This window comes from Pseudomonas sp. S2_E02 (genome assembly GCF_054668355.1).
On record NZ_CP162761.1, the window covers coordinates 5,934,173 to 5,960,320 of the forward strand.

21 protein-coding genes and 2 tRNA genes are annotated in these 26,148 nt (G+C 59.5%); 8 read left to right on the forward strand and 15 right to left on the reverse strand.

Going from position 1 to position 26,148, the window contains the following annotated elements; translation table 11 throughout:
- Nucleotides 1-309: 309 nt before the first annotated feature.
- Nucleotides 310-1,647 carry a 30S ribosomal protein S12 methylthiotransferase RimO gene (rimO, locus tag AB4O01_RS26590; RefSeq protein ID WP_460090035.1) on the reverse strand — a complete coding sequence of 446 codons (1,338 nt, stop codon included), beginning with the start codon at nucleotides 1,645-1,647 and terminating at the stop codon, nucleotides 310-312.
- A 350-nt stretch (nucleotides 1,648-1,997) separates the two neighbouring features.
- On the opposite strand from rimO, the gene AB4O01_RS26595 reads away from it, so the two are divergent.
- Nucleotides 1,998-3,839: a potassium transporter Kup gene (locus AB4O01_RS26595; protein ID WP_460092317.1), complete on the forward strand. Its 1,842-nt coding sequence runs from the start codon at nucleotides 1,998-2,000 to the stop codon at nucleotides 3,837-3,839.
- Nucleotides 3,840-4,036: 197 nt separating this feature from the next.
- On the opposite strand, the gene AB4O01_RS26600 is transcribed toward AB4O01_RS26595, so the two are convergent.
- Nucleotides 4,037-4,348, reverse strand: coding sequence for a DUF3077 domain-containing protein (locus AB4O01_RS26600; RefSeq protein ID WP_460090036.1), 312 nt, complete (start codon nucleotides 4,346-4,348; stop codon nucleotides 4,037-4,039).
- 637 nt (nucleotides 4,349-4,985) lie between these two features.
- Here AB4O01_RS26600 and AB4O01_RS26605 point away from each other — a divergent pair.
- The 3 genes from AB4O01_RS26605 to AB4O01_RS26615 are packed head-to-tail and all read left to right on the forward strand — an operon-like array spanning nucleotide 4,986 to nucleotide 7,133.
- A complete protein-coding gene (locus tag AB4O01_RS26605) occupies nucleotides 4,986-5,753 on the forward strand; it encodes a MarR family transcriptional regulator (protein WP_460090038.1) in 768 nt (255 codons plus the stop codon).
- A 1-nt stretch (nucleotide 5,754) separates the two neighbouring features.
- Nucleotides 5,755-6,453 (forward strand): hypothetical protein, encoded by a 699-nt coding sequence (locus AB4O01_RS26610; RefSeq protein ID WP_460090039.1) that lies wholly within the window; start codon nucleotides 5,755-5,757, stop codon nucleotides 6,451-6,453.
- On the forward strand, nucleotides 6,450-7,133 hold the full coding sequence (locus AB4O01_RS26615) for a serine/threonine protein phosphatase (RefSeq protein ID WP_460090040.1): 684 nt from the start codon (nucleotides 6,450-6,452) through the stop codon (nucleotides 7,131-7,133). The genes AB4O01_RS26610 and AB4O01_RS26615 overlap by 4 nt, the downstream gene beginning before the upstream one ends.
- A 200-nt stretch (nucleotides 7,134-7,333) precedes the next feature.
- Here AB4O01_RS26615 and AB4O01_RS26620 read toward each other — a convergent pair whose 3' ends face one another.
- The 4 genes from AB4O01_RS26620 to AB4O01_RS26635 all read right to left on the reverse strand — a co-directional run bounded on the left by AB4O01_RS26620 (nucleotide 7,334) and on the right by AB4O01_RS26635 (nucleotide 11,923).
- Entirely contained in the window at nucleotides 7,334-8,629 is a 1,296-nt protein-coding gene (locus AB4O01_RS26620) for an AcvB/VirJ family lysyl-phosphatidylglycerol hydrolase (protein ID WP_116254535.1), read from the reverse strand.
- Entirely contained in the window at nucleotides 8,629-11,268 is a 2,640-nt protein-coding gene (gene mprF, locus AB4O01_RS26625; RefSeq protein ID WP_093436385.1) for a bifunctional lysylphosphatidylglycerol flippase/synthetase MprF, read from the reverse strand. The genes AB4O01_RS26620 and mprF overlap by 1 nt, the downstream gene beginning before the upstream one ends.
- A 279-nt stretch (nucleotides 11,269-11,547) precedes the next feature.
- Nucleotides 11,548-11,624, reverse strand: a tRNA-Met gene (locus AB4O01_RS26630).
- 222 nt (nucleotides 11,625-11,846) lie between these two features.
- Nucleotides 11,847-11,923, reverse strand: a tRNA-Met gene (locus tag AB4O01_RS26635).
- A gap of 280 nt (nucleotides 11,924-12,203) precedes the next feature.
- Between AB4O01_RS26635 and dinB the strand changes: the two genes are divergently transcribed.
- Nucleotides 12,204-13,265 carry a DNA polymerase IV gene (gene dinB / locus AB4O01_RS26640; RefSeq protein ID WP_095049107.1) on the forward strand — a complete coding sequence of 354 codons (1,062 nt, stop codon included), beginning with the start codon at nucleotides 12,204-12,206 and terminating at the stop codon, nucleotides 13,263-13,265.
- Between the two features lie 93 nt (nucleotides 13,266-13,358).
- On the opposite strand, the gene AB4O01_RS26645 is transcribed toward dinB, so the two are convergent.
- From AB4O01_RS26645 to AB4O01_RS26660, 4 genes are all read right to left on the reverse strand, one after another.
- Nucleotides 13,359-14,312, reverse strand: a complete 954-nt coding sequence (locus AB4O01_RS26645; protein ID WP_093436376.1) for a hypothetical protein — start codon at nucleotides 14,310-14,312, stop codon at nucleotides 13,359-13,361.
- 17 nt (nucleotides 14,313-14,329) lie between these two features.
- Entirely contained in the window at nucleotides 14,330-16,045 is a 1,716-nt protein-coding gene (locus AB4O01_RS26650; protein ID WP_093436373.1) for a proline--tRNA ligase, read from the reverse strand.
- A 129-nt stretch (nucleotides 16,046-16,174) separates the two neighbouring features.
- Complete coding sequence (locus AB4O01_RS26655; RefSeq protein WP_093436370.1) at nucleotides 16,175-17,734, reverse strand: AmpG family muropeptide MFS transporter; 1,560 nt, start codon at nucleotides 17,732-17,734, stop codon at nucleotides 16,175-16,177.
- Nucleotides 17,735-17,777: 43 nt separating this feature from the next.
- Nucleotides 17,778-18,131: an MGMT family protein gene (locus tag AB4O01_RS26660; RefSeq protein ID WP_257357183.1), complete on the reverse strand. Its 354-nt coding sequence runs from the start codon at nucleotides 18,129-18,131 to the stop codon at nucleotides 17,778-17,780.
- Nucleotides 18,132-18,296: 165 nt separating this feature from the next.
- Between AB4O01_RS26660 and AB4O01_RS26665 the strand changes: the two genes are divergently transcribed.
- Nucleotides 18,297-19,304 (forward strand): DUF481 domain-containing protein, encoded by a 1,008-nt coding sequence (locus AB4O01_RS26665; protein WP_093436364.1) that lies wholly within the window; start codon nucleotides 18,297-18,299, stop codon nucleotides 19,302-19,304.
- A 118-nt stretch (nucleotides 19,305-19,422) separates the two neighbouring features.
- Here the strand turns inward: AB4O01_RS26665 and AB4O01_RS26670 are convergent, their stop codons facing one another.
- Nucleotides 19,423-19,632, reverse strand: coding sequence for a cold-shock protein (locus tag AB4O01_RS26670; protein WP_002554837.1), 210 nt, complete (start codon nucleotides 19,630-19,632; stop codon nucleotides 19,423-19,425).
- Between the two features lie 354 nt (nucleotides 19,633-19,986).
- On the opposite strand from AB4O01_RS26670, the gene dcd reads away from it, so the two are divergent.
- Both dcd and AB4O01_RS26680 read left to right on the forward strand, forming a co-directional pair.
- Complete coding sequence (gene dcd, locus AB4O01_RS26675; protein ID WP_093436360.1) at nucleotides 19,987-20,553, forward strand: dCTP deaminase; 567 nt, start codon at nucleotides 19,987-19,989, stop codon at nucleotides 20,551-20,553.
- A gap of 107 nt (nucleotides 20,554-20,660) precedes the next feature.
- The gene (locus AB4O01_RS26680; protein ID WP_007918615.1) at nucleotides 20,661-20,870 is read left to right on the forward strand and encodes a hypothetical protein; all 210 of its coding nucleotides are present in this window, start codon (nucleotides 20,661-20,663) and stop codon (nucleotides 20,868-20,870) included.
- Between the two features lie 46 nt (nucleotides 20,871-20,916).
- Here AB4O01_RS26680 and pdeM read toward each other — a convergent pair whose 3' ends face one another.
- The 4 genes from pdeM to AB4O01_RS26700 form a co-directional block, all read right to left on the reverse strand.
- Nucleotides 20,917-21,573, reverse strand: coding sequence for a ligase-associated DNA damage response endonuclease PdeM (pdeM, locus tag AB4O01_RS26685; protein ID WP_258709352.1), 657 nt, complete (start codon nucleotides 21,571-21,573; stop codon nucleotides 20,917-20,919).
- Nucleotides 21,570-24,059, reverse strand: coding sequence for a ligase-associated DNA damage response DEXH box helicase (locus AB4O01_RS26690; RefSeq protein WP_460090042.1), 2,490 nt, complete (start codon nucleotides 24,057-24,059; stop codon nucleotides 21,570-21,572). Before AB4O01_RS26690 ends, pdeM begins: the two co-directional genes overlap by 4 nt.
- A 192-nt stretch (nucleotides 24,060-24,251) precedes the next feature.
- Nucleotides 24,252-25,016 carry an ABC transporter ATP-binding protein gene (locus AB4O01_RS26695; protein ID WP_034154958.1) on the reverse strand — a complete coding sequence of 255 codons (765 nt, stop codon included), beginning with the start codon at nucleotides 25,014-25,016 and terminating at the stop codon, nucleotides 24,252-24,254.
- Nucleotides 25,017-25,029: 13 nt separating this feature from the next.
- On the reverse strand, nucleotides 25,030-26,148 hold the full coding sequence (locus tag AB4O01_RS26700) for a succinylglutamate desuccinylase/aspartoacylase family protein (RefSeq protein ID WP_099758172.1): 1,119 nt from the start codon (nucleotides 26,146-26,148) through the stop codon (nucleotides 25,030-25,032).

A 26,148-nucleotide genomic window follows, 5' to 3' on the forward strand; every position in this document is an offset into this window, starting at 1 on the left:
TTGTCCGTTTCAAGGGAGTCCGTCCCCCGCTAAACGATAGCCGTAAAAAAGCCCCGCATCTCGTAAAAAGAGCGGGGCTTTTTGTATTTTTTGCGGTGTCTGGCTGGCTGTTTCTGTCGCCAGCAAGAGCTCACCCCCTCACCCCAACCCTCTCCCCCAAGGGGGCGAGGGGGAAGGGAGCTGATCTCCGTGCTGTTCAAAGCCTGAGTTCGACTCGAACGTTCAGGTCGGTGCAGCTCGCAAGAACACATAGATCAGTCCCCTCTCCCTCCGGGAGAGGGTTAGGGTGAGGGGCTTTTGACGTTCAGATCAGATCTGCTCAGCCCACAGATCATATTCGTCAGCGTCAGTCACCTTGCACCAGACCTTGTCGCCAGGCTTCAAATTACTGCCGTTATCGATAAACACATTGCCATCGATTTCCGGGGCATCGAAGAAGCAGCGGCCAACCGCGCCTTGCTCGTCGACTTCATCGACCAGCACTTCAATCTCACGGCCGATGCGCATTTGCAGGCGGGCCGAGCTGATCGCCTGCTGGTGCGCCATAAAGCGATCCCAACGATCTTGCTTGACCTCGTCCGGCACCACTTCCAGATCCAGATCATTGGCCGGAGCGCCATCCACCGGCGAGTACTGGAAGCAGCCGACGCGGTCGAGCTGGGCTTCGGTCAGCCAGTTCAGCAGGTACTGGAAGTCTTCTTCGGTTTCGCCCGGGAAGCCGACGATGAAGGTCGAACGGATGATCAAATCCGGGCAGATTTCGCGCCAGTTCTTGATCCGCGCCAGGGTCTTGTCTTCGAACGCCGGGCGTTTCATCGACTTCAACACTTTCGGGCTGGCGTGCTGGAACGGGATGTCCAGGTACGGCAGGATCTTGCCGGCAGCCATCAGCGGGATCAGCTCGTCAACGTGCGGGTACGGGTAAACGTAGTGCAGGCGGACCCAGACGCCGAGGGTGCTCAGCGCTTCGCAGAGTTCGGTCATGCGGGTTTTCACCGGCGCGCCGTTCCAGAAGCCGGTGCGGTATTTCACGTCAACGCCGTAGGCGCTGGTGTCTTGCGAGATCACCAACAGCTCTTTAACGCCGGATTTGACCAGGCGCTGAGCTTCGTCGAGTACATCACCGACCGGACGGCTGACCAGTTTGCCGCGCATCGACGGGATGATGCAGAAGGAGCAGCTGTGGTTGCAGCCTTCGGAGATCTTCAGGTAGGCGTAGTGGCGCGGGGTCAGCTTGATGCCTTGCGGCGGCACCAGGTCGATCAGCGGGTTGTGATCTTTACGCGGCGGCACCACTTCGTGCACGGCGTTGACCACTTGCTCGTACTGCTGCGGACCGGTCACGGCCAGCACGCTCGGGTGCACGTCGCGGATATTGCCTTCTTCCACGCCCATGCAACCGGTGACGATCACCTTGCCGTTTTCCTTGATCGCTTCGCCGATCACTTCCAGCGACTCAGCCTTGGCCGAATCGATGAAACCGCAGGTATTGACCACGACCACGTCGGCGTCCTGATAGGTGGACACCACGTCATAGCCTTCCATACGCAGCTGGGTCAGGATGCGCTCGGAGTCGACCAGTGCTTTCGGGCAACCCAGAGATACAAAGCCAACCTTGGGATTGGCCGGCGCAGGAGTGGTGGACATGTCTAACCTCGGTATTTTGTGACATCGCTTTCTTGGTGCGAAAGCCGACGGATGGGCGCTTAGGGCGCGCCTCTGATCAAAAAGTGCGCAATTCTAGCGGTGAGGAGCGCACTTGACCAGCTTTATGCCGGGAAATACGACGAGTGCTGCGCTATGCTTCGCGCCGTTGAGCTTTACCAATTTTTTACAGTCAACAAAACGTCTGTAACAACAGGTAAAACAGCGCATGCTGCACCACAAAGCATAGTGCTTCATTCAAAGAAGCCGGTTCTGAGAAGTAGGAGTGTTGGATGGGTCAGGCAAGTAGTCATGCGGCAGGCGCCGAGGGTTCGGCAACCAAGCCGCTGAGCATGCTGGTCGCGGCAGTCGGGGTAGTTTACGGCGACATCGGCACCAGCCCGTTGTACACCCTCAAAGAAGTGTTTTCCGGTGGTTACGGCGTACCGGTCAATCACGACGGCGTGCTGGGCATTCTGTCGTTGATCTTCTGGTCGCTGATCTGGGTCGTGTCGATCAAATACATGATGTTCGTGCTACGCGCCGACAACCAGGGTGAGGGCGGCATCATGGCGCTCACCGCACTGGCCCGTCGCGCGGCCGGGCATCGCAAGAAGCTGCGGTCGTTGCTGGTGGTGTGCGGACTGATCGGTGCGGCGCTGTTTTACGGCGACAGCATGATCACCCCGGCGATTTCCGTGCTGTCGGCGATTGAAGGTCTGGGGCTGGCGTTTGAGGGTATCGACCATTGGGTGGTGCCGCTGTCGCTGGTGGTGCTGGTCGGGCTGTTCCTGATCCAGAGCCATGGCACAGCGCGGATCGGCATCTTGTTCGGGCCGATCATGGTCACCTGGTTCCTCGTCCTCGGCGCCCTCGGTGTGTATGGCATCAGCCACACGCCAGAAGTGCTGCATGCGCTGAATCCGGTCTGGGCCGTGCGTTTCTTCATGGTCCACACCGGCATGGGCGTGGCGATCCTCGGCGCCGTGGTGCTGGCCCTGACCGGTGCCGAAGCGCTGTACGCCGACATGGGCCACTTTGGTCGCAAGCCGATTGCCCGGGCGTGGTTCCTGCTGGTGCTGCCGGCGCTGGTGCTGAACTACTTCGGCCAGGGTGCCTTGCTGCTGGACAACCCGGAAGCGGCGCGTAACCCGTTCTATCTGCTGGCGCCGAGCTGGGCGCTGATTCCGCTGGTCGGACTGTCGACGCTGGCCACGGTGATCGCTTCGCAAGCGGTGATTTCCGGCGCGTTCTCCCTGACGCGTCAGGCGATTCAGCTCGGTTACATCCCGCGCATGTACATCCAGCACACCTCCAGCGATGAGCAGGGCCAGATTTACATCGGCGCGGTGAACTGGGCGCTGATGGTTGGCGTTGTGCTGCTGGTGCTGGGCTTCGAATCCTCCGGCGCACTGGCCTCGGCCTATGGCGTGGCAGTGACGGGCACCATGCTGATGACCACCATTCTGGTGTCGGCGGTTATGTTGCTGCTGTGGAAATGGCCACCGATCCTCGCCGTGCCGGTGCTGATCGGCTTCCTGTTGGTGGACGGTCTGTACTTCGCCGCCAACGTGCCGAAGATTGTGCAGGGCGGTGCATTCCCGGTGATCGCCGGTATCGCGCTGTTTGTGCTGATGACCACCTGGAAGCGCGGCAAACAACTGCTGGTCGATCGCCTCGACGAAGGCGCGCTACCGCTGCCGATCTTCATCAGCAGCATCCGCGTGCAACCGCCGCATCGGGTGCAGGGCACTGCGGTGTTCCTCACCGCGCGCTCCGACGCCGTGCCGCATGCACTGTTGCATAACCTGCTGCATAACCAGGTGTTGCATGAGCAAGTGGTATTGCTGACGGTGGTCTACGAAGACATCCCGCGCGTACCGCCATCGCGGCGCTTCGAAGTGGAAGCACACGGCGAAGGCTTCTTCCGGGTGATCCTGCACTTCGGCTTCACCGACGAGCCGGACGTGCCGCAGGCGCTGAAGCTGTGTCATCTGGATGATCTGGACTTCAGCCCGATGCGCACCACGTACTTCCTCAGCCGGGAAACGGTGATTGCCTCGAAGCTAGAGGGCATGGCGCGTTGGCGTGAAGCGTTGTTTGCGTTCATGTTGAAGAATGCCAACGGCAACTTGCGGTTCTTCAATCTGCCGCTGAACCGGGTGATTGAATTGGGGACGCAGGTGGAGATGTAAGCCAGGCCTCAAATTAAAGGCCCCCGTCAGCTTCAAGGCTGCCGGGGGCTTTTTTGTGCCCGCACATAAACTTCCAATCCACTGCAAATCCTATGTGGGAGCGAGCTTGCTCGCGAAGGCTGAGTGTCAGTCGAGACATATGGTGACTGATCCACCGCATTCGCGAGCAAGCTCGCTCCCACAAGGGTTCTGTGGTGTTAGTGGCTTTCAGGCAATTCTTCTTCGGACTCGGTCTTCGTCCGCGTAGGTCGTGGCATCAACGCCTGAATCACATCATCAATCAAGGCTTTGCCCATCACTGTCAGATAATGCGCGGCCCAGGCATGGCGGTCGGTGTCTTTGATGAAGGCTGCATCCTCGGCGAAGGATTTGGCGAGGGATAGCAGGTCGGAGGATTGGGACAAGGCATCGATGATCGGGATGCCGGCGCGGACGTTGAAGAACGCTTGATCCGAGTTGTAGAGGAAAGGGGTGAAGCCGATGGTTTTAAGATCAGGTGGATTGTTCATGGTCAGTTCCCTTGATTTCGAGAGCTGCCGCATCCGATACCAAGCGAATGGGTGACAGCTGTGCGCAGGTTGGTAAACCGGGGAATCAAGGAAACCGGCACGCCCGAAAGCGTCCCACGCACAGCTGCCATAACACAGGGACTCGGACGGGATTTCGCCTGAGTCGTGTCGGGTGCGCTGTTGCGCCTTATTCCACCGGGTTACCAAGCCCGATCGCTGAATGGGTCAGCGACGTCCGGAGAGTATCCCGTCGAAAAACAGCGCAATAGAGCGGCACAGCGCCCCAGCAAGAGTTTCGGAGTTTGCCTACAAGGTCTGTGGGCGTCATCTGATATTGCGAGACTGGAAGTAAACGATACTAAACGTCACGCACGAACTGACGTGTGCAAGGCATTCAGGTACGTATGACGGCATCAGCGGAACAAGAAGTACAGGATGAACCAGAGGAGCTTCGGATCGAAAAGAAGGCCAGTGAACGATTGCTCGTCTTTGATTTGGTCCGCGCAATCAGCCATGACGATATGCGGGCAAGGTATGCAGCGATTAGTGATCGACCCAAGGGCTTGACGACCCGACCTCGGCAGTGAGACAAGTGTCCACGTTTTATGGAATGTGGACACTTGAGGTTTTGAGCTAAATGAAGAGTCAAGACATTTTACTTTTGTTCAAAATGGCCAGTCTCCACGCTCAGGAAGAGAACCTCTTGGGGGAGATGGAGGCCGAATCGAATTCGGACAGGGTCGAAGAGCTGCTCAGGCCTTATGTCGTCAGCCGAATGACCGCAGGGGAGAGTGTGGGGAAGCCATTGGTCACGTATTCCACTGATGGGGAAGACGCAATCTTTCATCGCCGCGAATTCGACTCGCCTTTCGCTGATGGGTCAGGCTGGGAGGGATGGGCAGAACCAGCAGCTGATACACCTCTGACCAGTTGGAGTGATCGGTATTCTCTGCGTGCCCTGTCTGCCTCTCTCGGACTGAGCAAAAGCGAAGTCTCAAATGCTCTCGCCCGATGCCGGGAATCCGGATTGCTCATCCATGACTACGACACCGGCCTTGCCAAAGTGAACCGCCGGGAACTGCTGAAAATTACCGAGCACGCGCTGAAGTACTTCTTCCCGGTCAAGCCAGGCGCGATGGTTCGTGGCATACCGACGGGCTTTGCGGCACCTGCGCTGTCCAAAAGCATCAAGAGTGCGGGTGGTCTGATTCCGGTCTGGCCCGATGCGCATGGAACCGAGAGAGGCCAAGCGATAGCGCCACTTTACAAAACAGTGCCGGAAGCGGTGAAAAAAGACCGGATCCTTTACCACTATCTGGCACTCGCTGATGCAATCCGTCTGGGCGGTCCACGTGAGTGTGGTGTGGCAATCAGTATTCTGAAGGCAGGGATGGGGCTGAAATAACATGTCGTCAAACGCGGATCACAATTACGAGCTCATAGAGTTTGTGGCTGAGGGCTTGGGCGAGGCGTTTCTCGCCGAAGTTGCCTTTGTTGGCGGTTGCACAACAGCCATGCTGGTCACAGATACAGCCGTGCTGGACGACATTCGTTTCACTGATGACGTTGATCTTGTGATCGAGTTGGCCGGTATCAGCGCCTGGAACCAACTCACCGAACGGCTGGCCGTCAAGGGGTTCAAGATCACGGGGGAAGACGAGGTCAATTGTCGTTTTCGCTTCAATGACGTTGTCGTGGATGTCATGCCTTCCGACCCTGCAGTGCTCGGCTATGCCAACCGCTGGTTCGTCGAAGGGCTGGCGAGGGCGGATAAATTCACCCTGCCCAGCGGCACTGCCATCCAGATATTCCAGCCCGCGTATTTTCTCGCGACGAAACTGGAAGCTTTCGCTGGTCGGGGAAATGGTGATCCTTATCACAAGGATGTCGAGGACATGATCATCTTGATCGATGGTCGGCCTGAGCTGTTGGAGGAGGTGCGCCAGGCTGACAGCGACCTCAAGGCGTTCGTCACAGATGGAATCCACAAACTGATGGCGCTCGATGGGGTTGGCTACGTGATCGAAAGTTCAGGCTCGGTGCAGGCGAATCCGGGCAGAGGACAGATTATTCACAGGCGTATGAAAGCGCTGGCCAACGCATGAGATACCACTCCCGATCAATCACTGGGCGAGCCAGCAAGGCAAATAATGACTATGCCGGAGCGACCTGTGAGGGGGACGGTGGTTTTTTTGTCGTCACGGATGGCACTTCCAAGCGCGGCAGTGGACAGCTGGCTGAAAGCTTCGTAAGCGGCATGTTGGCGGCTCATTCCACACAGATGCAGCAGGGGAGCTATCCTGCAGAACCCGCAGCTGTTGAGCGTCTATTGGGTTCAATACTTGCGGATTTTCATGCGTCGTTGCCTGCTGGTCAGACGGGAGCCATCTGTTACCTGATTGGATTGGTCGCCCATGGCCGACTTACCGTTGCATACGAGGGAGACTGTTCATGCGGCATTGTGACGTTGGCGGGTGCCATCGAGTGGATTACGCCACCTCACTGCAAGGCCAATTGGCGGCGCGACCGTTCGCACTGTGAGTTGGCGCAAGACCCCGCGCGAAATTCGGTAACGCGATGCTTGAAGATCAATCGGGTCCCGAACCCTGACTTTGTTTGTTGTGCTCTGGACACTGTTGAGCGCTTGGTATTTGTCACTGATGGATTTTGGGCGGACTTGACGCAAGCGCAGCAAAGCAGTTTGTTGGCGGCGCCGGATAGCGACATTAGCGTTGGCGACGATGATGTCACGTGGATAGATGTTCAGCTTGGCCAGCAAGACTGACGAGTTGTCTGAAACCAGCGCAATTCCCTTGTAGGAGTGAGCCTGCTCGCGATAGCGGTGTGTCAGTTGGCAACTAGGTGGCTGACACTCCGCTATCGCGAGCAGGCTCACTCCTACAGGGGAATGGGTTCATCGTCCGAGATGTAAAAAGCCCCCGTAACTGTGAAGTTGCGGGGGCTTTTTTGTGGGCGTGGCTCAGATCACTCTTCGGCGACCGAGTCCTTGCTCTGACGCTTCTCGATCAAGTCCACCAAGCGCTTGGCCAGCGCCGGGTAGTTCTCGTCGAAGTGGTGGCCACCAGGCAGTTTCACTGCTTCGCCGACTGCAGTCTTGTCCGTGCAGCCACTTTCATCGGTCTCTTCTTCACCGTAGATGCACACAACCTTGGCCGCTGGCAGCTTGGCCATCTCCGGGCCGGTGGCGGCTTCTTTGCCGGCATTGCCCAGCCAGCCTTCGACTTCGATTTCGAAGCTGCCGGTGCGGGCGAAGGCCAGCAGGATGATCGCGTCTACACGCTGCTGCTCGGTGTCTGGCAGGCGGTTGTAGATCGCCGGCAACACGTCAGCGCCGAACGAGTAACCGGTGAGGATGAAGCGCTTGGTGCCCCATTTCTGCCGGTAGTGCTGCATCAGTTCGGTCAGGTCCAGCGCGCTTTGCTCCGGGCTCTTATGCTGCCAGTAGTAGCGCAGGGTGTCGATGCCGACCACCGGGTAGCCGATCTTGGCCATTTCACCGGCCACGTCGCGGTCGAGATCGCGCCAGCCGCCGTCACCGGAAAGGAACAGGGTCACGGTGTCCTTGGCTTGACCGGCCGGCACTTCAACCACCGGGATCGCCAGACCGCCGTTGGCCTTGTCGCCGCCGACGAGGATCTTGCGCAGTTCGTTGTTCAGCACTTGCGGCAGGTTGATGTCGTAGTCACTGATGCTGGTTTCGGCGTTCGGTTGATCGCGCACGAAACCTGCGCTGGCGTCGTCCGGGTTGTCGTTCCACGCCACCAGCCAGTGGCCGTGGGCGGCGGATTTCGGCAGCAGGTGGGTGCAGCCACCCTTTTCCAGCGCGAGGTCGACGGACACGGCTTGGGCTTTGTCATCTTTCTGTTCCGACAACCAGCGCCACGCCAATACGGCGCCCGGGCCAATGCCGCTGACCAAGGTAGCGGGGCCATTCAGTTCACGCAGACCCGATTGCAGGGCGCGGCTTTGCAGCAGGCAGTCCTTGGGCAGAATCACCTGAACGATCTGCGCCGAAGCGCTGCGGCTCAGGGTGGTCAGTTGTTTTTCACTGAGTTTCTGGTCGTCGTTGACCGCTATCAGGACCTGCGCCTTGGGCTTGGTGCCGGGGATGATGCGGGTCATGGCGGCGCCGTCGGCCGGGGTCAGCTGTTCGACGGTCGGTTCCGGTGCCGGGCGTTTCAGGTACCAGAAACCGCCGCCGGCAATCACGGCCAGCACGATCAGTGCGGCCAGGATGTACTTCAGGGAGCGTTGAATCATCAGCGTTTCACCAGTCCAGTCAAGCCGCCCGCGATCAGGGCAGCAGTGTCGGCCAGCGCCACCAACGGATCGAGTCCGGCGGGCACGGCCATATAACGGGGTTCCCAGTCAGGCTGGAACTTGTCTTTGAAGCGGCGCAAGCCTTGGAAGTTGTACAGCTGCTCACCACGGCGGAAAACCATCGAGCCCAGTCGCTGGGTCAGCGGTGCACCGCGCCGGGGTTGCAACCCCGACAACGGCACCATGCCCAGGCTGAAGCGCGCGTATCCGTGACTCTTATAGTGTTGAATCAGGCCGACCATCATGAATTCCATGGTCAGCTTGGGGGCGTCCGGGTGCGCACGCATCAGGTCGAGACTGGCCAGGTCATGGCTGTAAGTCTCGAGCAGGTTGGCGAATGCCACCGGGCGACCTTCGAAGCGAATCACCGCGATGCGGAAATGCTTCAGGTAATCGTCGCTGAAGCGGCCGAGGGAGAAGCCTTTCTCACGCACGTTCTTGCCGGTCAGCCACGCATCGGAAATCACTTTCAATTCGTCCATCGGCGCTTGGCCCGGTTCGTGGATTTCCAGCGACAGACCATCGCGGGTGCCACGGTTCCAGGTGTAGCGCAGGTCCTTCATCTCTTTGCCCTTGGCTTCCAGGTCAAAGCGAAGCAGATCGACCCGGGCTTCTTCGCCGAGTTTGATCGCGGTCAGGCCGATGTCCATGTAGTACGGCAGGTTCTCCGCGCGCACCTGGTAGAACACCGGGCGAGCGTGGTGAATGTCGCAGAGGTCGCGGAACTGCCAGATCATCTCGGCGCGCTGCTGGCCGGGGCCGATCGGGTCGTACAGCGCCACCAGGCTGCGGCCACGGCGTGCGTACATCAGGAACGCTTCGTCGTTCTGGTGAAACAGCAGCGCCTTGTCACCGGTCAGCGCGAGGCCACCGTCGGGTTGCGACGACGCCATCAGAATCTTCGCCGCGCGATCGAGCTCGTCAGGCGTCGGCAGGTGAATGACCGGGCGCGCGGTGCGCAGCAGCCAGGTCAGCGCGATGACCAGCAACAGCACGGCAGCGCCGAGCAGCGAGCGCAGGCCACGCGGGGCGTCAGCGTCGAGGGTGAACTGCCACCACAGTTGATGGCTGTACGGCACGTCCTGATAGGCGAACAGCAGCAGCCACGTCGAAGCACCCAGCACACAGAGGCTGGCTACCAGATACAGGGGGGAGAAGGGCAGTTCGGTCAGGCGGCTCGGGCGATAGAACGAGCGACGGAACACACCGAGCAGGGCTGCGGTGAGGGTCATCAGCGTCGCTTCTTCCCAGTCGAAACCTTTAAGCAGCGAGAGCAGGGCGCCGACCAGCAGCAGAATGGTGGTGAGCATCCACGCCGCCGACAAGCGCCGACGCAGGCCCTGAGCGAGCATCAGGCAGAGCACGCCGATCAGGCTGGCGCCGAAGTGCGAGGCGTCGACCAGACGATGCGGGATCAGAAAGCCGATGTGTTCCAGACGTGTATCGATCTCGGGCGTCGCACCAGAAAACAGCAGCACCACGCCGGACAGGAACACCAACACCGCCAGAATCGGTGCCGCCAGGCCGGACGCCGCGCGCATGGTCTGGGTTTGAAACAGGCGTTGGCCTTCGTTGATCAGCAGGAATACGCAGGCGACCAGCAGCGGCAGCACCACATAGATCAGGCGATACAGCAGCAGCGCCGCGGCCAGTGGTGCGGCACCTAGCGTGTCGGCGAAAGCGGCCAGCAGAATCGCTTCGAACACACCGACACCGCCGGGCACATGGCTGAGTACGCCGGCAGCCAATGCCAACAGGTACACCAGCAGGAATGCGCCGAACGGCGGCGCCTCCGGCAGCAATAGATAGAGGACAGTAGCGGCAGCGGCAACGTCGAGCGCGGTGATGATCAGTTGCAGGAACGTCAGGCGGCGGCCCGGCAGGCGCAGCGTGCGCCGGCCAACCCTGACCAGCAGGTTGTCGCGCAACGGTTGTTCCGGCAGGCGCCGACGGTAGATGCCGATAGCCAGTACTGCGCCAAGCGCCAGCACAACAGCGGCAACCGTGCCGAGCAGACCTTCGGACAAACCCAGGGCTTGAGAGGCAGCAGGCAGGTCGCTCAGCGTTGCCAGTGCAGCCAGCGGCGGCAAGGCGCAGCCCAGCGACAAACTGGCGAACAAGGTCATGTGCGCGACTTCCGACGCCCCCAGACCCAGTCGTGCATATAAACGGTAGCGAACCGAGCCACCGGACAGCAGTGACAGACCGATCGCATTACCAATCGCAAACGCGGTGAAGCCGCCCAGCGCCAATGTGCGCGGCGGCAAGGTCACGCCGGCATAGCGACTGGCCGACCATTCATAGCCAAGCAGAATAATGAAGCCGACCACGGTCGCACCGAAGGCGCCGAGCAAGGCGGGTTTCGGCACGTCAAGAATCGAGTCGTGCAACGCATCGAGATCGAGTTCGGCGAGCAGATGACGACAGGCAATCAGCGCAATGGCGAACAACAGCAAGGTGACCCCCAGCCCGATGGGCTGACGGTATTTGCTCAACCGATCCAGCAAGCGCAGGCGCTCGGGTTTGATCGGGTGTTCCGCTGTGACGGTGTCTTGTGGATCAGACGAGTTGGCGCGCATCAATCACCTCTTGGATTGTGCGCGACAGGATGGAGGTATCCAGCCAAGTTACCAATCCCTGTAGAAAAAAATAATCACAAAATACTACGCCTCTCACCGGGTATCGGCGAGGGCAGTTCCTGGATTGCAGAGGCCTTGCCTGCGACTCAAGCATAGTCGCAAGTGAGGACTTCTGAAGATCCCAAGCGGTTCACTGCACAGTGACAGATCATTGTTGCGAAAGGACTTTTTCAACAGATACAAAAAAGGCCACTCTTTCGAGTAGCCTTTTTTGATGTTTGGTTGCGGGAGCCGGATTTGAACCGACGACCTTCGGGTTATGAGCCCGACGAGCTACCAGACTGCTCCATCCCGCGTCTGTGTGGCGGCATTCTACAGGCGAACGGCGAGGTGTCAACCGCTAATCCCGTAAAGGGTCAAATAAGTGTGCATTCGCGTCAAACGGTCGCAGGTGGTGCGTTAAGTTTCGGAAATGCAAAGAATTCCTGTTTGGCGATCGCTTCTTTATAAAAAGAGGAAATCGACAAAACAGACGCGCACAAAAAAGGCCACTCTTTCGAGTAGCCTTTTTTGATGTTTGGTTGCGGGAGCCGGATTTGAACCGACGACCTTCGGGTTATGAGCCCGACGAGCTACCAGACTGCTCCATCCCGCGTCTGTGTGTCGGCATTCTACAGAGGAACGCAGGGGTGTCAACCCGCAATCTGGATAAAATCTGTTGAGGTTCAATCGGTTAGCGCTTTTTGTCGGGTGTTTTTCCTGCTGCAGGGCAGGTGGCGCAAGGCTTTCAGCTCTATTGGATGCCTCTCGTCGATTGATAAAATAAATTCAAAGGACATTTCCTACCGCCTAGAAAGAACATTCATACCACTGGTGCTATATACAGGTGTCAGTGAGATACTGCCGATCCGGCTCGCCACGTTTCCTTTTCTGACATGACTCAGCGAAAAATCATCCACATTGACTGCGACTGTTTCTACGCCGCCATCGAGATGCGCGATGACCCGCGTCTGGCCGGCAAGCCGTTGGCGGTGGGTGGCTCGGCGGACCGGCGCGGGGTGATCGCCACCTGCAATTACGAAGCGCGGGCCTATGGCGTGCGTTCGGCGATGGCTTCGGGACATGCTTTGAAGCTGTGCCCGGACCTGACCATCGTCAAGCCGCGCATGGACGCCTATCGCGAAGCGTCGAAAGAAATACACACGATCTTCAGCGATTACACCGACCTGATTGAACCGCTGTCGCTGGATGAGGCTTATCTGGATGTTTCCGATAGCGCGCATTTCGGCGGCAGTGCCACACGCATTGCCCAAGACATTCGCCGGCGGGTCTCCAATCAATTGCACATCACCGTGTCTGCGGGCGTGGCGCCGAACAAGTTTCTGGCAAAAATCGCCAGTGACTGGAAAAAGCCCAATGGACTGTTCGTTATTACGCCGGATCAGGTGGAGGAGTTTGTCAGCGGTTTGCCGGTGAGCAAGTTGCACGGCGTCGGCAAGGTCACCGCCGACAAGCTCGGCAAGCTGGGGATCGTCGACTGCCAGCACTTGCGCGAGTGGGACAAGCTGGCGCTGGTGCGCGAGTTCGGCAGTTTTGGCGAGCGACTGTGGAGTCTGGCCCGTGGGATCGATGATCGGTTGGTGCATAACGACAGCCGGCGTCAGTCGATCAGTGTGGAAAATACCTACGACGTTGATCTGCCGGATCTGCGCAGTTGCCTGGATAAATTGCCCGAACTGCTCGAAACCCTGAAAACCCGTATGGCGCGGATCGACAGCAGTTATCGGCCGGGCAAGCCGTTCGTCAAAGTGAAGTTTCATGATTTCACCCAGACCACACTGGAGCAGGCCGGGGCGGGGCGGGATCTGGGCAGTTATCAGTTGATGCTGACGCAGGCGTTTAATCGCGGCGGTAAACCGGTGCGGTTGTTGGGGGTTGGGGTAAGGCTGGAGGATTTGCGCGGCGGGTTTGAGCAGATGGAGTTGTTTGAGCGGTAGATTTGCGGTGTTTGTCAGGGCCTCTTCGCGAGCAGGCTCGCTCCCACATTGAAATGCGTTCCAATGTAGGAGTGAGCCTGCTCGCGATTGGCTTTAATTCGGTCCCGGATCCGCCACCAATCGCCCGGCATCCTTGGTCAAAGACTTGAGAAACTCGGTCTGCAACTCAGGATCGTTGCGCGTCAATTCGATCAGGCTTTGTTCCAGCTCGCTGGCTTCTTCTTCCAGACCCAGTTCCGACAGACGTTTGACCCGGTGCACCCACTGGCTCACTTCGTCGTCTTCCAGGTCGTCATAAATCAGCCCGTGCGCTTCCAGCAACTTGCCGCGCAGATGACTGCTGATCATCAGCGATGAGTCAGAGTGCACGTCATCCTTGGCGTCTTCGACGCTGATCTGCAGTTTGCCGACATGATTGAGGTCATTTTCGGCAAACGGACTGTCGAGCAGGTTCAGGCGCAGCACACCGTTACGATCAGTGGTCATGTCGAAGGTCTGTTTGCCAGCCTTGACCTGCACCGGGCGTTCGCTCCACGGCAGGCTCGAATACTCCGTACGCTTGTCGCGCTGGACTTCATCGATGCCGGCCAGGTTCTGTTGCGCACGACCGTTGGACTGCGCGTTCATGAACGGGTTGAGCCCGGCAAAACCATAGCTCAGCCAGTCCTTGGTGACGCTGTCCGGCAAGTTGCCGAGGGCGAACACATTGACCACGTTGGCGCCGATGCCGCCCACCACGGCTACCGCGCCCAGCGGAATCTCATAGATCTCCCGCCAAGGCTGGTAAGGCGTGTAGCGATCGTAGCGACGCGTCACTTCGAACTCGGTGACTTCGAAGGTCTTCTGCTCGTTGATCTTTACGCGTCGCTGCGGCAGCTCAAGCTCCTTAGGCTCACCGACATCGATCTGCAGGCTGTGGTCGAGCAATTTTCGCTCGACCCGCTCTTCGTGCTCGCTGCGTTGTGACATGTGATTGGCACAGCCGCTGACCAGCAGGGCACCGCACAGGGCGGTGCCACCGAGGCCTAAGGTGTTTCGCTTGAACATGACGTCTCTATCTGGTTTCAGCGGCGGATACGGGCCTGAAGGAAGGACACCACATCGGCGACCGGCAGCGCTTGCGCTTCCGGCTCGGTACGGCTCTTGTATTCCAGGTTGCCTTCGGCGAGGCCGCGGTCGCTGACCACGATCCGGTGTGGAATGCCGATCAGCTCCATGTCCGCGAACTTGATGCCCGGGCTGGTTTTCTTGTCGCGATCGTCCAGCAGCACTTCGAAGCCGGCAGCTGTCAGTTCGGCGTACAGCTTGTCGGTGGCTTCGCGCACCTGCTCGGTTTCATAGCGCAGCGGCACCAGAGCGATCTGGAACGGCGCCAAGGTGTCGCTCCAGATGATGCCGTTGGCGTCGTTGTTCTGCTCAATGGCCGCAGCCACCACGCGAGATACGCCGATGCCGTAGCAACCCATTTCCAGGGTGACTGGCTTGCCGTTCTCGCCCAGCACTTCGCACTTCATCGCCTTGCTGTACTTGTTGCCCAGCTGGAAGATGTGCCCGACTTCGATGCCGCGCTTGATTTCCAGCGTGCCTTTGCCGTCCGGGCTTGGGTCACCGGCGACCACGTTACGCAGGTCAGCGACGGTCGGAACCGGCAGGTCACGCTCCCAGTTCACGCCGAAGTAGTGCTTGTCGTCGATGTTCGCGCCGATACCGAAGTCGCTCATCAGCTCGACCGAACGGTCGATGATGATTGGCAGCGGCAGGTTGAGCGGGCCGAGCGAACCGGCGCCGGCGCCAATGGCGTCACGCAGTTCGGCATCGGTGGCCATGACCAGCGGGCTGGCCACGCCAGGTTGCTGGGCAGCCTTGATTTCGTTGAGTTCGTGGTCGCCGCGGATGACCAGCGCGATCAACTTGCCTTCTTCTTCGGCGCGCACGATCAGGGTCTTGATGGTCTTTTCAATCGGCAGATTGAATTTTTCCACCAGCGCCGCGATGGTTTTGGTGTCTGGCGTATCGACCAGGCGCAGCTCTTCGGTCGGAGCAGGGCGCGAAGTTTCGCGTGGCACCGCTTCGGCTTTTTCGATGTTCGCCGCGTAGTCGGAACCGTTGCTGAAGACGATGTCGTCTTCGCCGGACTCGGCCAGTACGTGGAATTCGTGCGAACCGGCGCCACCGATCGAACCGTTGTCGGCTTCAACCGGACGGAATTTCAGGCCCAAGCGGGTAAACACGTTGCAGTACGCTTGGTGCATGCGGTCATAGGTGACCTGCAGCGATGCCTGATCAGCGTGGAACGAGTAAGCATCTTTCATGATGAATTCACGGCCACGCATCAAGCCGAAGCGTGGGCGGATTTCGTCACGGAATTTGGTCTGGATCTGGTACAGGTTGATCGGCAGCTGTTTGTAGCTGCTCAACTCGTTGCGCATCAGATCGGTGATCACTTCTTCATGGGTCGGGCCCGCGCAGAAGTCGCGACCGTGGCGGTCTTTGATGCGCAGCAGCTCAGGGCCGTACTCTTCCCAGCGCCCCGATTCCTGCCACAGCTCGGCCGGTTGGGTGCTCGGCATCAACACTTCCAGAGAACCTGCAGCGTTCATCTCTTCGCGAACGATGGCTTCAACCTTGCGCATTACCCGCAGGCCCATGGGCAGCCAGGTGTACAGGCCGGAGGCGAGCTTGCGGATCATGCCGGCGCGCAGCATCAGCTGGTGGCTGATCACGACCGCGTCGGAAGGCGTTTCTTTCTGTGTGGCGAGCAAAAATTGACTGGTGCGCATGGTTGGCCGTTGTCGGTTGCTATGACTGGAAATGACTCCGCAGTGTACCGGCGAGTTTTGCCGACGTACAGGCGTGAGGTCAGTGGGGAGGCACGACGGCGGGATTCCTCCCGCCGTTGCCGAAACGTCTTACGATTCTTCTGCGACCGGTGTCGGCACAGGCTCGGGCGTTGGCGTCGGGCCTTGGCGGCGGCTCTCCTGGAACCAGTGCAGGGCGATCAACAGCAGAGTCGGCACACCGAGCAGGGCGGTGATCAGGAAGAAACTGTGGTAACCGAACTTCTCCACCAGAACCCCGGAATAGCCGCCCATCAGGCGCGGCAACAGCAGCATGATCGAGCTGAGCAGCGCGTATTGCGTGGCCGAGAACTTCAGGTTGGTCAGGCTCGACAGGTAGGCAACGAACGCCGACGTCGCCAGGCCGGAACTGAAGTTGTCGAGGGATATGGTCACCACCAGCATCTGCAGGTTCGGGCCCATGTCGGCGAGCATGACGAACAGCAGGTTGGTGGCTGCCGAGGCCGCGCCGCCGATGAACAGGATCGGCAGAATGCCGAAGCGCACGATCAGCAGGCCGCCCATGCCGGCGCCGACCAGCGTCATGATCAGGCCGAAGATCTTGCTGACACTGGCAATCTGATCCTTGGTAAAACCCTGGTCGATGTAGAACACGTTGGCCATGACGCCCATCACCGTGTCCGACATTCGATAAGTGGCGATCAGGCCGAGCAACAGCAGTGCCTGCCAGCGATAGCGCAGAATGAAGTCGTTGACCGGCGTCAGCACCGGGGCGAGGCCGCGACGGCCCATGGTCGACAGGCACAGACCGGTCAGCAGCGTATACAGAATGGCGCGCAGAAACGCGCGGTCTTCGAGCAGCAGGTCGAGCGGGCTCATGCCGCCGAACAGTACGCTGGCGAAATCAGTGTTGTAGAGCTGGGTGAACATCGCCGGTACCGAGACCAGCAACACGATCAGCACAAACACCGACATCAGTTGGTGCATGAAGGTGTAACGCCCGGCCTGCAACTGAGTGCGTAGCGGCACCGGTGGCTCGCGCATGAACAGCGTGGTCAGCAGCGCGGGAATCATCAGTGCACCGAACAGCGCGTAGGTGCCGGCCCAGGCCGAATGCTGATAGTTGAAGCCAGTGGAGCCGAAGCCCTCAGCGAAGAACAGCGCGCCAGCGGTGGCCAGCAGTGCAGCCACGCGATACCCGGACATATAGCTGGCGGCGAGGGCGGCTTGGCGGTTGTCTTCGGCGATTTCCAGGCGATAGGCGTCGACCGCGATGTCTTGGGTGGCGGAGGCGAAGGCGACGACAACCGCAATGGCGATCAACCAGGACAGGTGCTTTTGCGGGTCGCAGAAACCCATGCCGATCAAGCCGAGGATGACCAGGGCTTGTGAGAGCACCAGCCACGAACGGCGACGGCCAAGTTTGCCCAGCAACGGCAGGCGCCATTGGTCGAGCAGTGGTGACCAGACCCATTTGAACGCATAGGCCAGGCCGATCAGACTGGCGTAGCCAATGGTTTCACGGGCGACACCGGCTTCACGCAGCCAGACGGATAGCGTAGAGAACACCAGCATGTACGGCAGGCCGGCGGCGAAACCGAGCAACAACAGCACGAGCGTCGAAGGACTGGCATAAGCGGCTAGCGCGGCGCGCCAGGTTTTACGGGGCATGGGCTGAAGTCTGCCTCAAGATTGCGGAAACAAAGCGCGCACTCTAACCGCTGTGCTCTACCGGACGCCAGCCATGGCGCTGAATATCCACACGATTGTTCAGGACGGTGATGCCTTCCATGCGCAATCGAGCCCGTTGTTCATCGCCGGACGGGGTGCCCACCGGCAGGCTGATCCGACCGCCGGCGCCCAGCACACGGTGCCAGGGCAGCTTTGTATCGCTGGGTAACTGACTCAAGGTGCGGCCGACCCAGCGGGCGGCGCGCCCCAGCCCGGCCAGTTCAGCTAACTGACCATAACTGACGACTTTGCCTTCGGGCACTTGGGCGAGCGTCGAGTAGAGCGCCGTGCGTCGGATTTGCGCATCGTTTTCAACGCTGTCGAGCGGGTCTTTCACGTGCGCGGTTCCTGAGCATGAACAGTTTGATGGCTTTCAGAGTAATCGGTGATCGCGCAATTGAGAAATGAACTCATCGGAAATCGTCCGGTCAGTCCTTGTCAGGGTCTTATTCCTACGGATAATGCCGACCTTTTTTCGCAAACTTGAGCCTTCGATTTGCTTATGTTGTCCAGATCCCTGCTGTGCCTTGCTGTTTTCAGTGCGTCCACGCCCCTGCTTGCCGACACCGTCTGGTTGAAGAACGGTGACAAGTTGAGCGGCACCATCACCGTGTTCGATGGCGGCAAGCTGTTGATCCAGACCAAATACGCCGGTGCGGTCACCATTGACTGGAAAGAGGTCAAGACGCTGGACAGTGATCAGCACTTGCTGGTCAAACAGGATGCCTACAGCGGTGAAGTGTCCAAGTCGCTGACGGCTGCCGAAGATGGCAAGGTCACCCTGGCCAACGGTGAGGCGCCGAAAACCGTTGAGCTGGCGAGCATTCAGCAGATTCTCAAACCGAAACCGGTGGTCGAGGATCTGGTGTGGAAGGGCAATGTCGACCTGGCGCTGGATTATCAACGCGCCGAGAAAGACACTGATGACTACGATGTCGGCTTCAAGACCACAGCACGGCATGGGCGCTGGCGTCATACCGCCGAGGGTGAATACAACCGCGAAGTGCAGGACGACGAGACCACCACCGACAACTGGCGCGCCGAATACGCACTCGACCGCTTCCTGACCGATAAATGGTTTTGGCAAGGCCGTCTGAACTACAAGCGCGATCACATCGAAGAGCTGGCACGCCAGCGTGTGGTCGGTACCGGTCCTGGCTACCAGTTCTGGGACGACGAGTTGGGCGCGTTCTCGCTGGGCTCGCTGCTTAACCGCACCGACTACGAGTATCGCGATGGTAGCAAAGACAACTTCTATTCCGTCGCGATGAAGTGGGATTACAACCGTTACCTGATCGGCAAGAAAGTCGAGTTCTTCACCAACGGTGAAGTGGGCAAGCCGCTGTCCGGTGTCGCCGATTACGCGCTGGATGCTGAATTGGGGCTGCGCTACAAGGTCACCGACTGGGCGTCGCTCAACCTCAAGGCTGAACGCGACATCATCAGCGGCACCAACGATGCCGATCTGAACAAGACCCGTTATACCGCCGGGTTTGGCGTGGCCTGGTAAGGCACCCACAAAAAATCGCAGCCCTGGCAGGCTGCGATTTTTTTTGCCTGTACAAAACAGGCGCCCACAAAAAAGCCCCGCTTTTAAGGGCGGGGCTCTTTTCTAAAGAAGCTACAAGTTAGATAACTTGTACTTCTTCAGCTTGCATGCCTTTCTGACCGCGGGTAGCGATGAAAGAAACCTGTTGGCCTTCTTTCAGGCTTTTGAAGCCGTCGGATTGGATAGCTTTGAAGTGAACGAACAGGTCGTCACCGGATTGTGGAGTGATGAAGCCGAAGCCTTTTTCATCGTTGAACCACTTAACGGTACCGGTTTGGCGATTAGACATGGTGTAACTCCTTGAACAAAGATAACTGCGACTCAGGAAGAACCCTGGCCGAGACTGAGTGCAAAGAGCAGGAAAAATTCTTGTAGATGGTTGGATCGAAATTCAACATATCGTGTAGAGATTCTCAGTGACACAAGCAACACAGTGACGCCACCTTAACCCAGTTTCCGAGAAGTGCCAATGCTTCTTGCGAAGGTTTCTCTGTTTTCGGGATCGGCGGTGTGACGGTTCGTCGCCAAAGCCCGTATTTCATGGGTGTTCGGCGAGAATTGCACCGCGCACTTTGAACCCGGCGGCGCGCCCGGTAAGATGCCGGACAGAATTTTTCCACCTCGCTATTCAGGACACCCCGCCATGAGCATCAAATCGGACAAGTGGATTCGCCGCATGGCGCAGGAACAGGGCATGATCGAGCCGTTCGTCGAGCGCCAGATGCGCGGCAGCGATGACAGCCGAGTGATCTCCTACGGTGTATCGAGCTACGGCTACGACGTGCGCTGCACCAATCACTTCAAGGTGTTCACCAACATCAACTCGTCCATCGTCGACCCGAAAAACTTCGATCCGGGCAGCTTCGTCGACGTCCACAGCGATGTTTGCATCATTCCGCCGAACTCCTTCGCCCTGGCCAGCACCGTCGAATATTTCCGCATTCCGCGCAATGTGCTGACCATCTGCCTGGGTAAAAGCACCTACGCGCGTTGCGGCATCATCGTTAACGTCACGCCGCTTGAGCCTGAGTGGGAAGGCCACGTGACCCTGGAATTCTCCAACACCACCAACCTGCCGGCGAAAATCTACGCCAACGAAGGCGTGGCACAGATGCTGTTCCTCGAATCCGACGAGGAATGTGAAGTGTCCTACAAGGACCGTGGCGGCAAGTACCAGGGCCAGCGTGGCGTGACCTTGCCGCGCACCTGATCGGTCCATCCGACAGATCGCGGGAATTCTTTGGCGGGCAGACACTCTATGGGGTGTACTGCCCGTTTTTGCTTTCGGCAAAACGGGCCTTCGCCGAGGAGTGCCCTATGAAGATCGATCCGCAAATCACTGCCGAACTGGCAAGGCTCGAGCCCAATCAGATTGGCGTATTGGCCTGGTCCTTGTTGGCGCATCCGCCACTGAGCATGGCCGGCGGAATTCCCGGACAGCCCGATCCCGATACCCCCAACGAACAACCCACCGAGCCTGGCGAACCGACGCTTCCGGACGAGCCGCCACCGGCACCAGTTGCCTGATCTGCATTGACAACCAATGGCCAGTCAGATGAGGTCTGCAAAGACTTCAACTGACTGGCCATATTTCGTTATCGCCGATGACGAAAATCCTGCAACTCTCTTCGCGCTCGACCGCATAGCCGCCGGTGAAGGCGCCGAATGCCGGTAGCAGGCTGAGGCGTTCGCCGAGCCTGAAACACGCCAGGCGCAAGCTTTGCCGACCCTTGCCATGCAGCCGATAGACCGGGTGTACGTGACCCGCCAGCACGTGCCTTTCAGGGTGCGGATCAGGCTCGTGTTGCAAGGCGAATGGCCCGAGCAGCAGCGGTTCCGGCACCACCCGGATATTCAGCGATTCAGGTGGATCACCGGCGCGTTTGTCATGATTGCCGCGAATCAGTGTCATCGGCAGATCAGCGTGGCGCGCGCGCCATTGTGCCAGCGCGTCCAGCGTGCCTGGCGCATGAGAGCCGGGCCCGTGGAGGAAGTCACCGAGAAAGATCAATAACCGGCAGGGCAGCTTCGCCAGCAGCCGATCAATCACTGCGATATTGCTCGCCGTGGTGCCGTGCGGAACCGGTTGACCCAGACTGCGGTAAGCCGCCGCTTTGCCGAAATGCACATCGGCAATCAGCAGGACCTGTTGCGCGGGCCAGTACAGGGCTTTTTCCGGCAAAAGCCATAGTTCTTCGCCGGCCAGGCGTACCGGGTAGCCTGAACTCATGAGGATTTATCCTTGTCGGCGCTGTTCTCCAGATCACCAACCATTCGCCTGATGCGATCAGCGAGTTTTTCCGAACTCATGCTTTCGCGCATGCGCTCCACCAGCAGCGGGAAGCCCAGTGGTGTAGGACGTTTAACCTGATGCAAGTCCAGTTTCATCCCGTTGATCCGCTCCAATGTCTGTTCCAAGCGACGAATATCCAGTTCTTCTCGCAGGACTTCTTCCCCAGCCTGGGCCAGCAACAGATTATCTGCGTCGTATTGTTTGAACACTTCAAAAAACAGTCCGCTGGACGCCTGCACCTGTCGGGTGCTTTTCGGTGCGCCGGGGTAGCCGGCGAAGACCAGCCCGGCAATCCGCGCGATCTCGCGAAAACGGCGCAAGGCCAGTTCGCCTGCGTTCAGACTGGCCAGAACGTCCGCTAATAAATCATCGGCATTGAAGAGATCGGCATTCAAATACTCGGCCCAGTCGATCGGCGTGGCGCTGAGCAATTCCAGGCCGTAATCGTTCACCGCGATGGAAAACGTCACAGGCTGCCGTTGACTGACGCGCCATGCCAACAGGCTCGCCAGTCCCAGATGCACCTGGCGCCCGGCAAAGGGATAGAGGAAAAGGTGCCAGCCTTCGCGGGACTTCAGCACCTCGGCCAACAGGTTTTCGGTGGTGGGCAGTCCAGACCAGCGCATCTGCGTTTCCAGTAACGGCCGCAATGCGTGCATTTCCGGCCCGACAAACTCACCCTGCGCGGCCGCGCTGAAACGACTGACGACGGCGGCTGCGAGTTCATTGGAAAGCGGCATGCGCCCGCCATTCCAGCGCGGCACGGCGGCTTTTTTTGCGGTGCTGCGTTTGACGTAAGCGGTCATGTTTTCCACTCGCACCAACTCCAGCAAACGCCCGGCGAAGAGAAAACCGTCACCCGGTTTAAGCCGCGCGATGAAACCTTCCTCGACACTGCCCAACTGTTTGCCACCGCCGCCCTTGCTCCAGAATTTCAGATGGATGCTCGCGTCACTGACGATGGTGCCGATGCTCATGCGATGGCGCCGCGCCAATCGCGCATCCGGCACTCGCCAGACGCCGTGCTCGTCTGGCTCGACCCGGCGGTAATCCGGATAGGCTGTCAGAGACATCCCGCCATGGCGTACGAAAGCCAGCGCCCAGGCCCAGTCAGCAGTTGTCAGGTCACGATAAGCCCAGGCGCCACGGACTTCTTCGTACAGCTCATCGGGTAAAAATCCACCACCGAGGGCCATGCTGACCAAATGCTGGACCAGCACATCCAGCGGTTTGTGCGGTGACTGGCGTGGTTCGATACGCCGTCGTTCGACGGCATCACGGGCGGCAGCGGCTTCGATCAGCTCAAGGCTGTGAGTCGGCACCAGCGTTACTCGCGAGGTGCGTCCCGGCGCGTGGCCTGAACGACCGGCGCGTTGCATCAGGCGCGCGACGCCTTTGGCCGAGCCGATTTGCAGCACGCGCTCGACTGGCAGGAAATCCACGCCCAGATCCAGGCTCGAGGTGCAGACCACGGCTTTGAGGTGCCCGTCTTTCAAGGCCTGCTCGACCCAGTCGCGAGTCTCGCGAGACAGTGAACTGTGATGCAAAGCGATCAACCCGGCCCAATCGGGTCGCGCCTCCAGCAGTGCCTGATACCAGATTTCCGATTGCGCCCGGGTATTGGTGAACACCAAAGTGCTGGCGCAGGCCTCCAGTTCGGCGACCACTTGCGGCAGCATCTTCAGGCCGATGTGTCCGGCCCACGGAAAACGTTCAATCGCCGGTGGGAGGAGGGTGTCGACCTTCAGCGCTTTTTCGTTTTGCCCCTGAATGCTGATGCCGCCGCCCTGTGGGATCAGCACCTGTTCGGCGTGGGATTGATTACCGAGAGTGGCGGACACCCCCCAGACGATCAGTTCGGGTTGCCAATGCCGCAGGCGGGCGAGGGCCAGTTGCAGTTGCACGCCGCGCTTGTTACCGAGCAGTTCGTGCCATTCATCGACGACGATCATGCGCAGACTCGCCAGCGCCACCTGCGCATCGGCACGAGCAAGCAGTAAGGTCAGGCTTTCCGGGGTGGTGATCAGCGTGGTCGGCAGGCGCCGGCTCTGCCGGGCGCGTTCGCTGCTGCTGGTATCGCCGGTGCGCAGGCCGATGCTCCATGGGATCTGCAGGTCATCGACCGGTGTTTGCAGGGCGCGCGCAGTGTCGGCGGCGAGGGCGCGCATGGGGGTGATCCACAGCACGGTCAGTGGTTCGGCCGGTGGTTTGCGCTTGCGTGGGCTTTCAACAACAGCGGCGGGTTTGGCGAAGCGATTGAGCGCGGCAAACCACACCGCATAGGTTTTGCCGGCACCGGTGCTGGCGTGGAGCAGACCGGATTGGCCGTTTTTGACCGCCGCCCAGACCTGTTTCTGAAAGGCGAACGGCTTCCAGTTGCGGGCGCTGAACCAGATTTTTGCCAGGTCGGAGGATTTCGCCATGCGGGCTGCGCGCGCTCTGGAGGGGTTTTTCCAGAGACCACGGGGCGGGCGGACAAGTTTGATTTTTGTAGGCTGCGGAGGTCCACTGTGGGAGCGAGCTTGCTCGCGAAGGCGGCGGAACATTCAAAATCAATGTGACTGACAGAATGCTTTCGCGAGCAAGCTCGCTCCCACAGGGTTTTGCACTAATGGCTATTTGAGGTTGCCGCTGAGGAATTGTTTCAGGCGTTCGCTTTTAGGGTTGCCGAGTACATCCTCGGGCGCACCTTCTTCTTCCACCAGACCTTGGTGCAGGAACAACACCTGGCTGGAGACTTTGCGGGCGAAGCTCATTTCGTGGGTCACCATGATCATGGTCCGGCCTTCCTCGGCCAGCCCTTGAATCACCTTCAACACTTCACCGACCAATTCCGGATCGAGCGCCGAGGTCGGTTCATCAAACAGCATTACCTCCGGCTCCATCGCCAGCGCCCGGGCAATCGCCACGCGCTGTTGCTGACCGCCTGAGAGAAACGCCGGGTATTGATCGGCCACTCGTGCCGGCAGGCCAACCTTGTCCAGATAACGCCGCGCACGGTCGTCGGCTTCCTGTTTGCTGCAACCCAGCACCCGGCGCGGGGCCATGGTGATGTTTTCCAGCACGGTCATGTGGCTCCACAGGTTGAAGTGCTGGAACACCATCGCCAGCCGCGTGCGCAGGCGCTGCAGTTCATCGGCGTCGGCGACGTGCATGCCGTGGCGGTCGGTGACCATGCGGATCGCCTGGCCATCGAGGCTCATGGCGCCATCGTTGGGTTGTTCGAGAAAGTTGATGCAGCGCAAAAAGGTGCTTTTGCCCGAGCCGCTGGCGCCGATCAGGCTGATCACGTCGCCGGTCTTGGCCTTGAGCGAAACGCCTTTGAGCACCTGATGGTCGCCATAGCTTTTGTGCAGGCCTTCAACGGTCAGTTTGTACATGGGACAGACATCCTCAAGGCGAAAGTAGGTAGCCGCTGCGATAGGCTTCAGCGCCCGCGACGTGGGCGATAACCATGCCGGCAGTGGCCATGCGTCGCAGCGAGCGGGCGTACATCACGCCGGCGCTGGTGCAATGAACGGGGGTGACCCGATCGTGGATCGGGTCGATGATTTCGGCGATCTGTTGCCCGGCTTCGAGGTATTGACCCGCCGTGGCGGTGTAAACCAGCAGCCCGCCGACCGGGGTGGTCACCGGTTCCACACCGGCCAGCGGCGTAGCGGGGAACGGCAACGGTGGTTGCGATTTGGTCTCGCCGACAATCGCATCGGACTGGATCAGATAATCGATCAGCGCCTGGCAGTCGCGGCTGGCCAGCGGATGGGTGACATCGCCTTGACCGCGCAACTCGACGGTCACCGAGAAACTGCCCAGCGGAATCTCGAAGTGTTCGCCGAAGCGCTCCTTCAGTTGCCACCACAGCAGGGTGAAGCATTCGTCGAACGACTGACCGCCGGAGTCGGTGGCCAGCAAGCTCGCCTGAGCTTCGATGTAGCGCGCCAGCGGTTCGACCTGCGGCCACGCTTCGGGCGTGGTGTAAAGGTGCACCACCGATTCGAAATCACAGTGCAAGTCCAGCACCATGTCCGCGTCGCAGGCCAACCGTTGCAGAGTCAGACGCTGGGATTGCAGTTGCGTGCTGGCGGTCTGGCGGGCGAGCGCGTCGCGCAGATGTGTGCGGATCAGTTCGAGGTTGTGTTGCGGATCGTCGTTCAGCTTGCCTTCGATGGCGTTGCCGATCTCTTCGCTGAGATCGACGAACCAGCGGTTGAAGTTCTGCCCGCTCTCCAGTTCGTAGCGGCCCAACGGCACGTCCATCAGCACTTGTTCGAGGCCGACCGGGTTGGCCACCGGCACCAGCACGATTTGGCTGCGCAGGCGCCCGGCGGCTTCCAGCTCCGCGAGACGCTGCTTGAGGTGCCAGGCGACGAGCATGCCGGGCAGTTCATCGGCGTGCAGCGAGGACTGGATGTAAACCTTGCCCTTGGCCTGCTCCGGGCCGAAGTGGAAGCTGTGGATCTGTCGTGCGGTCCCCGGCAGCGGGGCCAGCAAGTCATGAATCAGGTGGCGCAT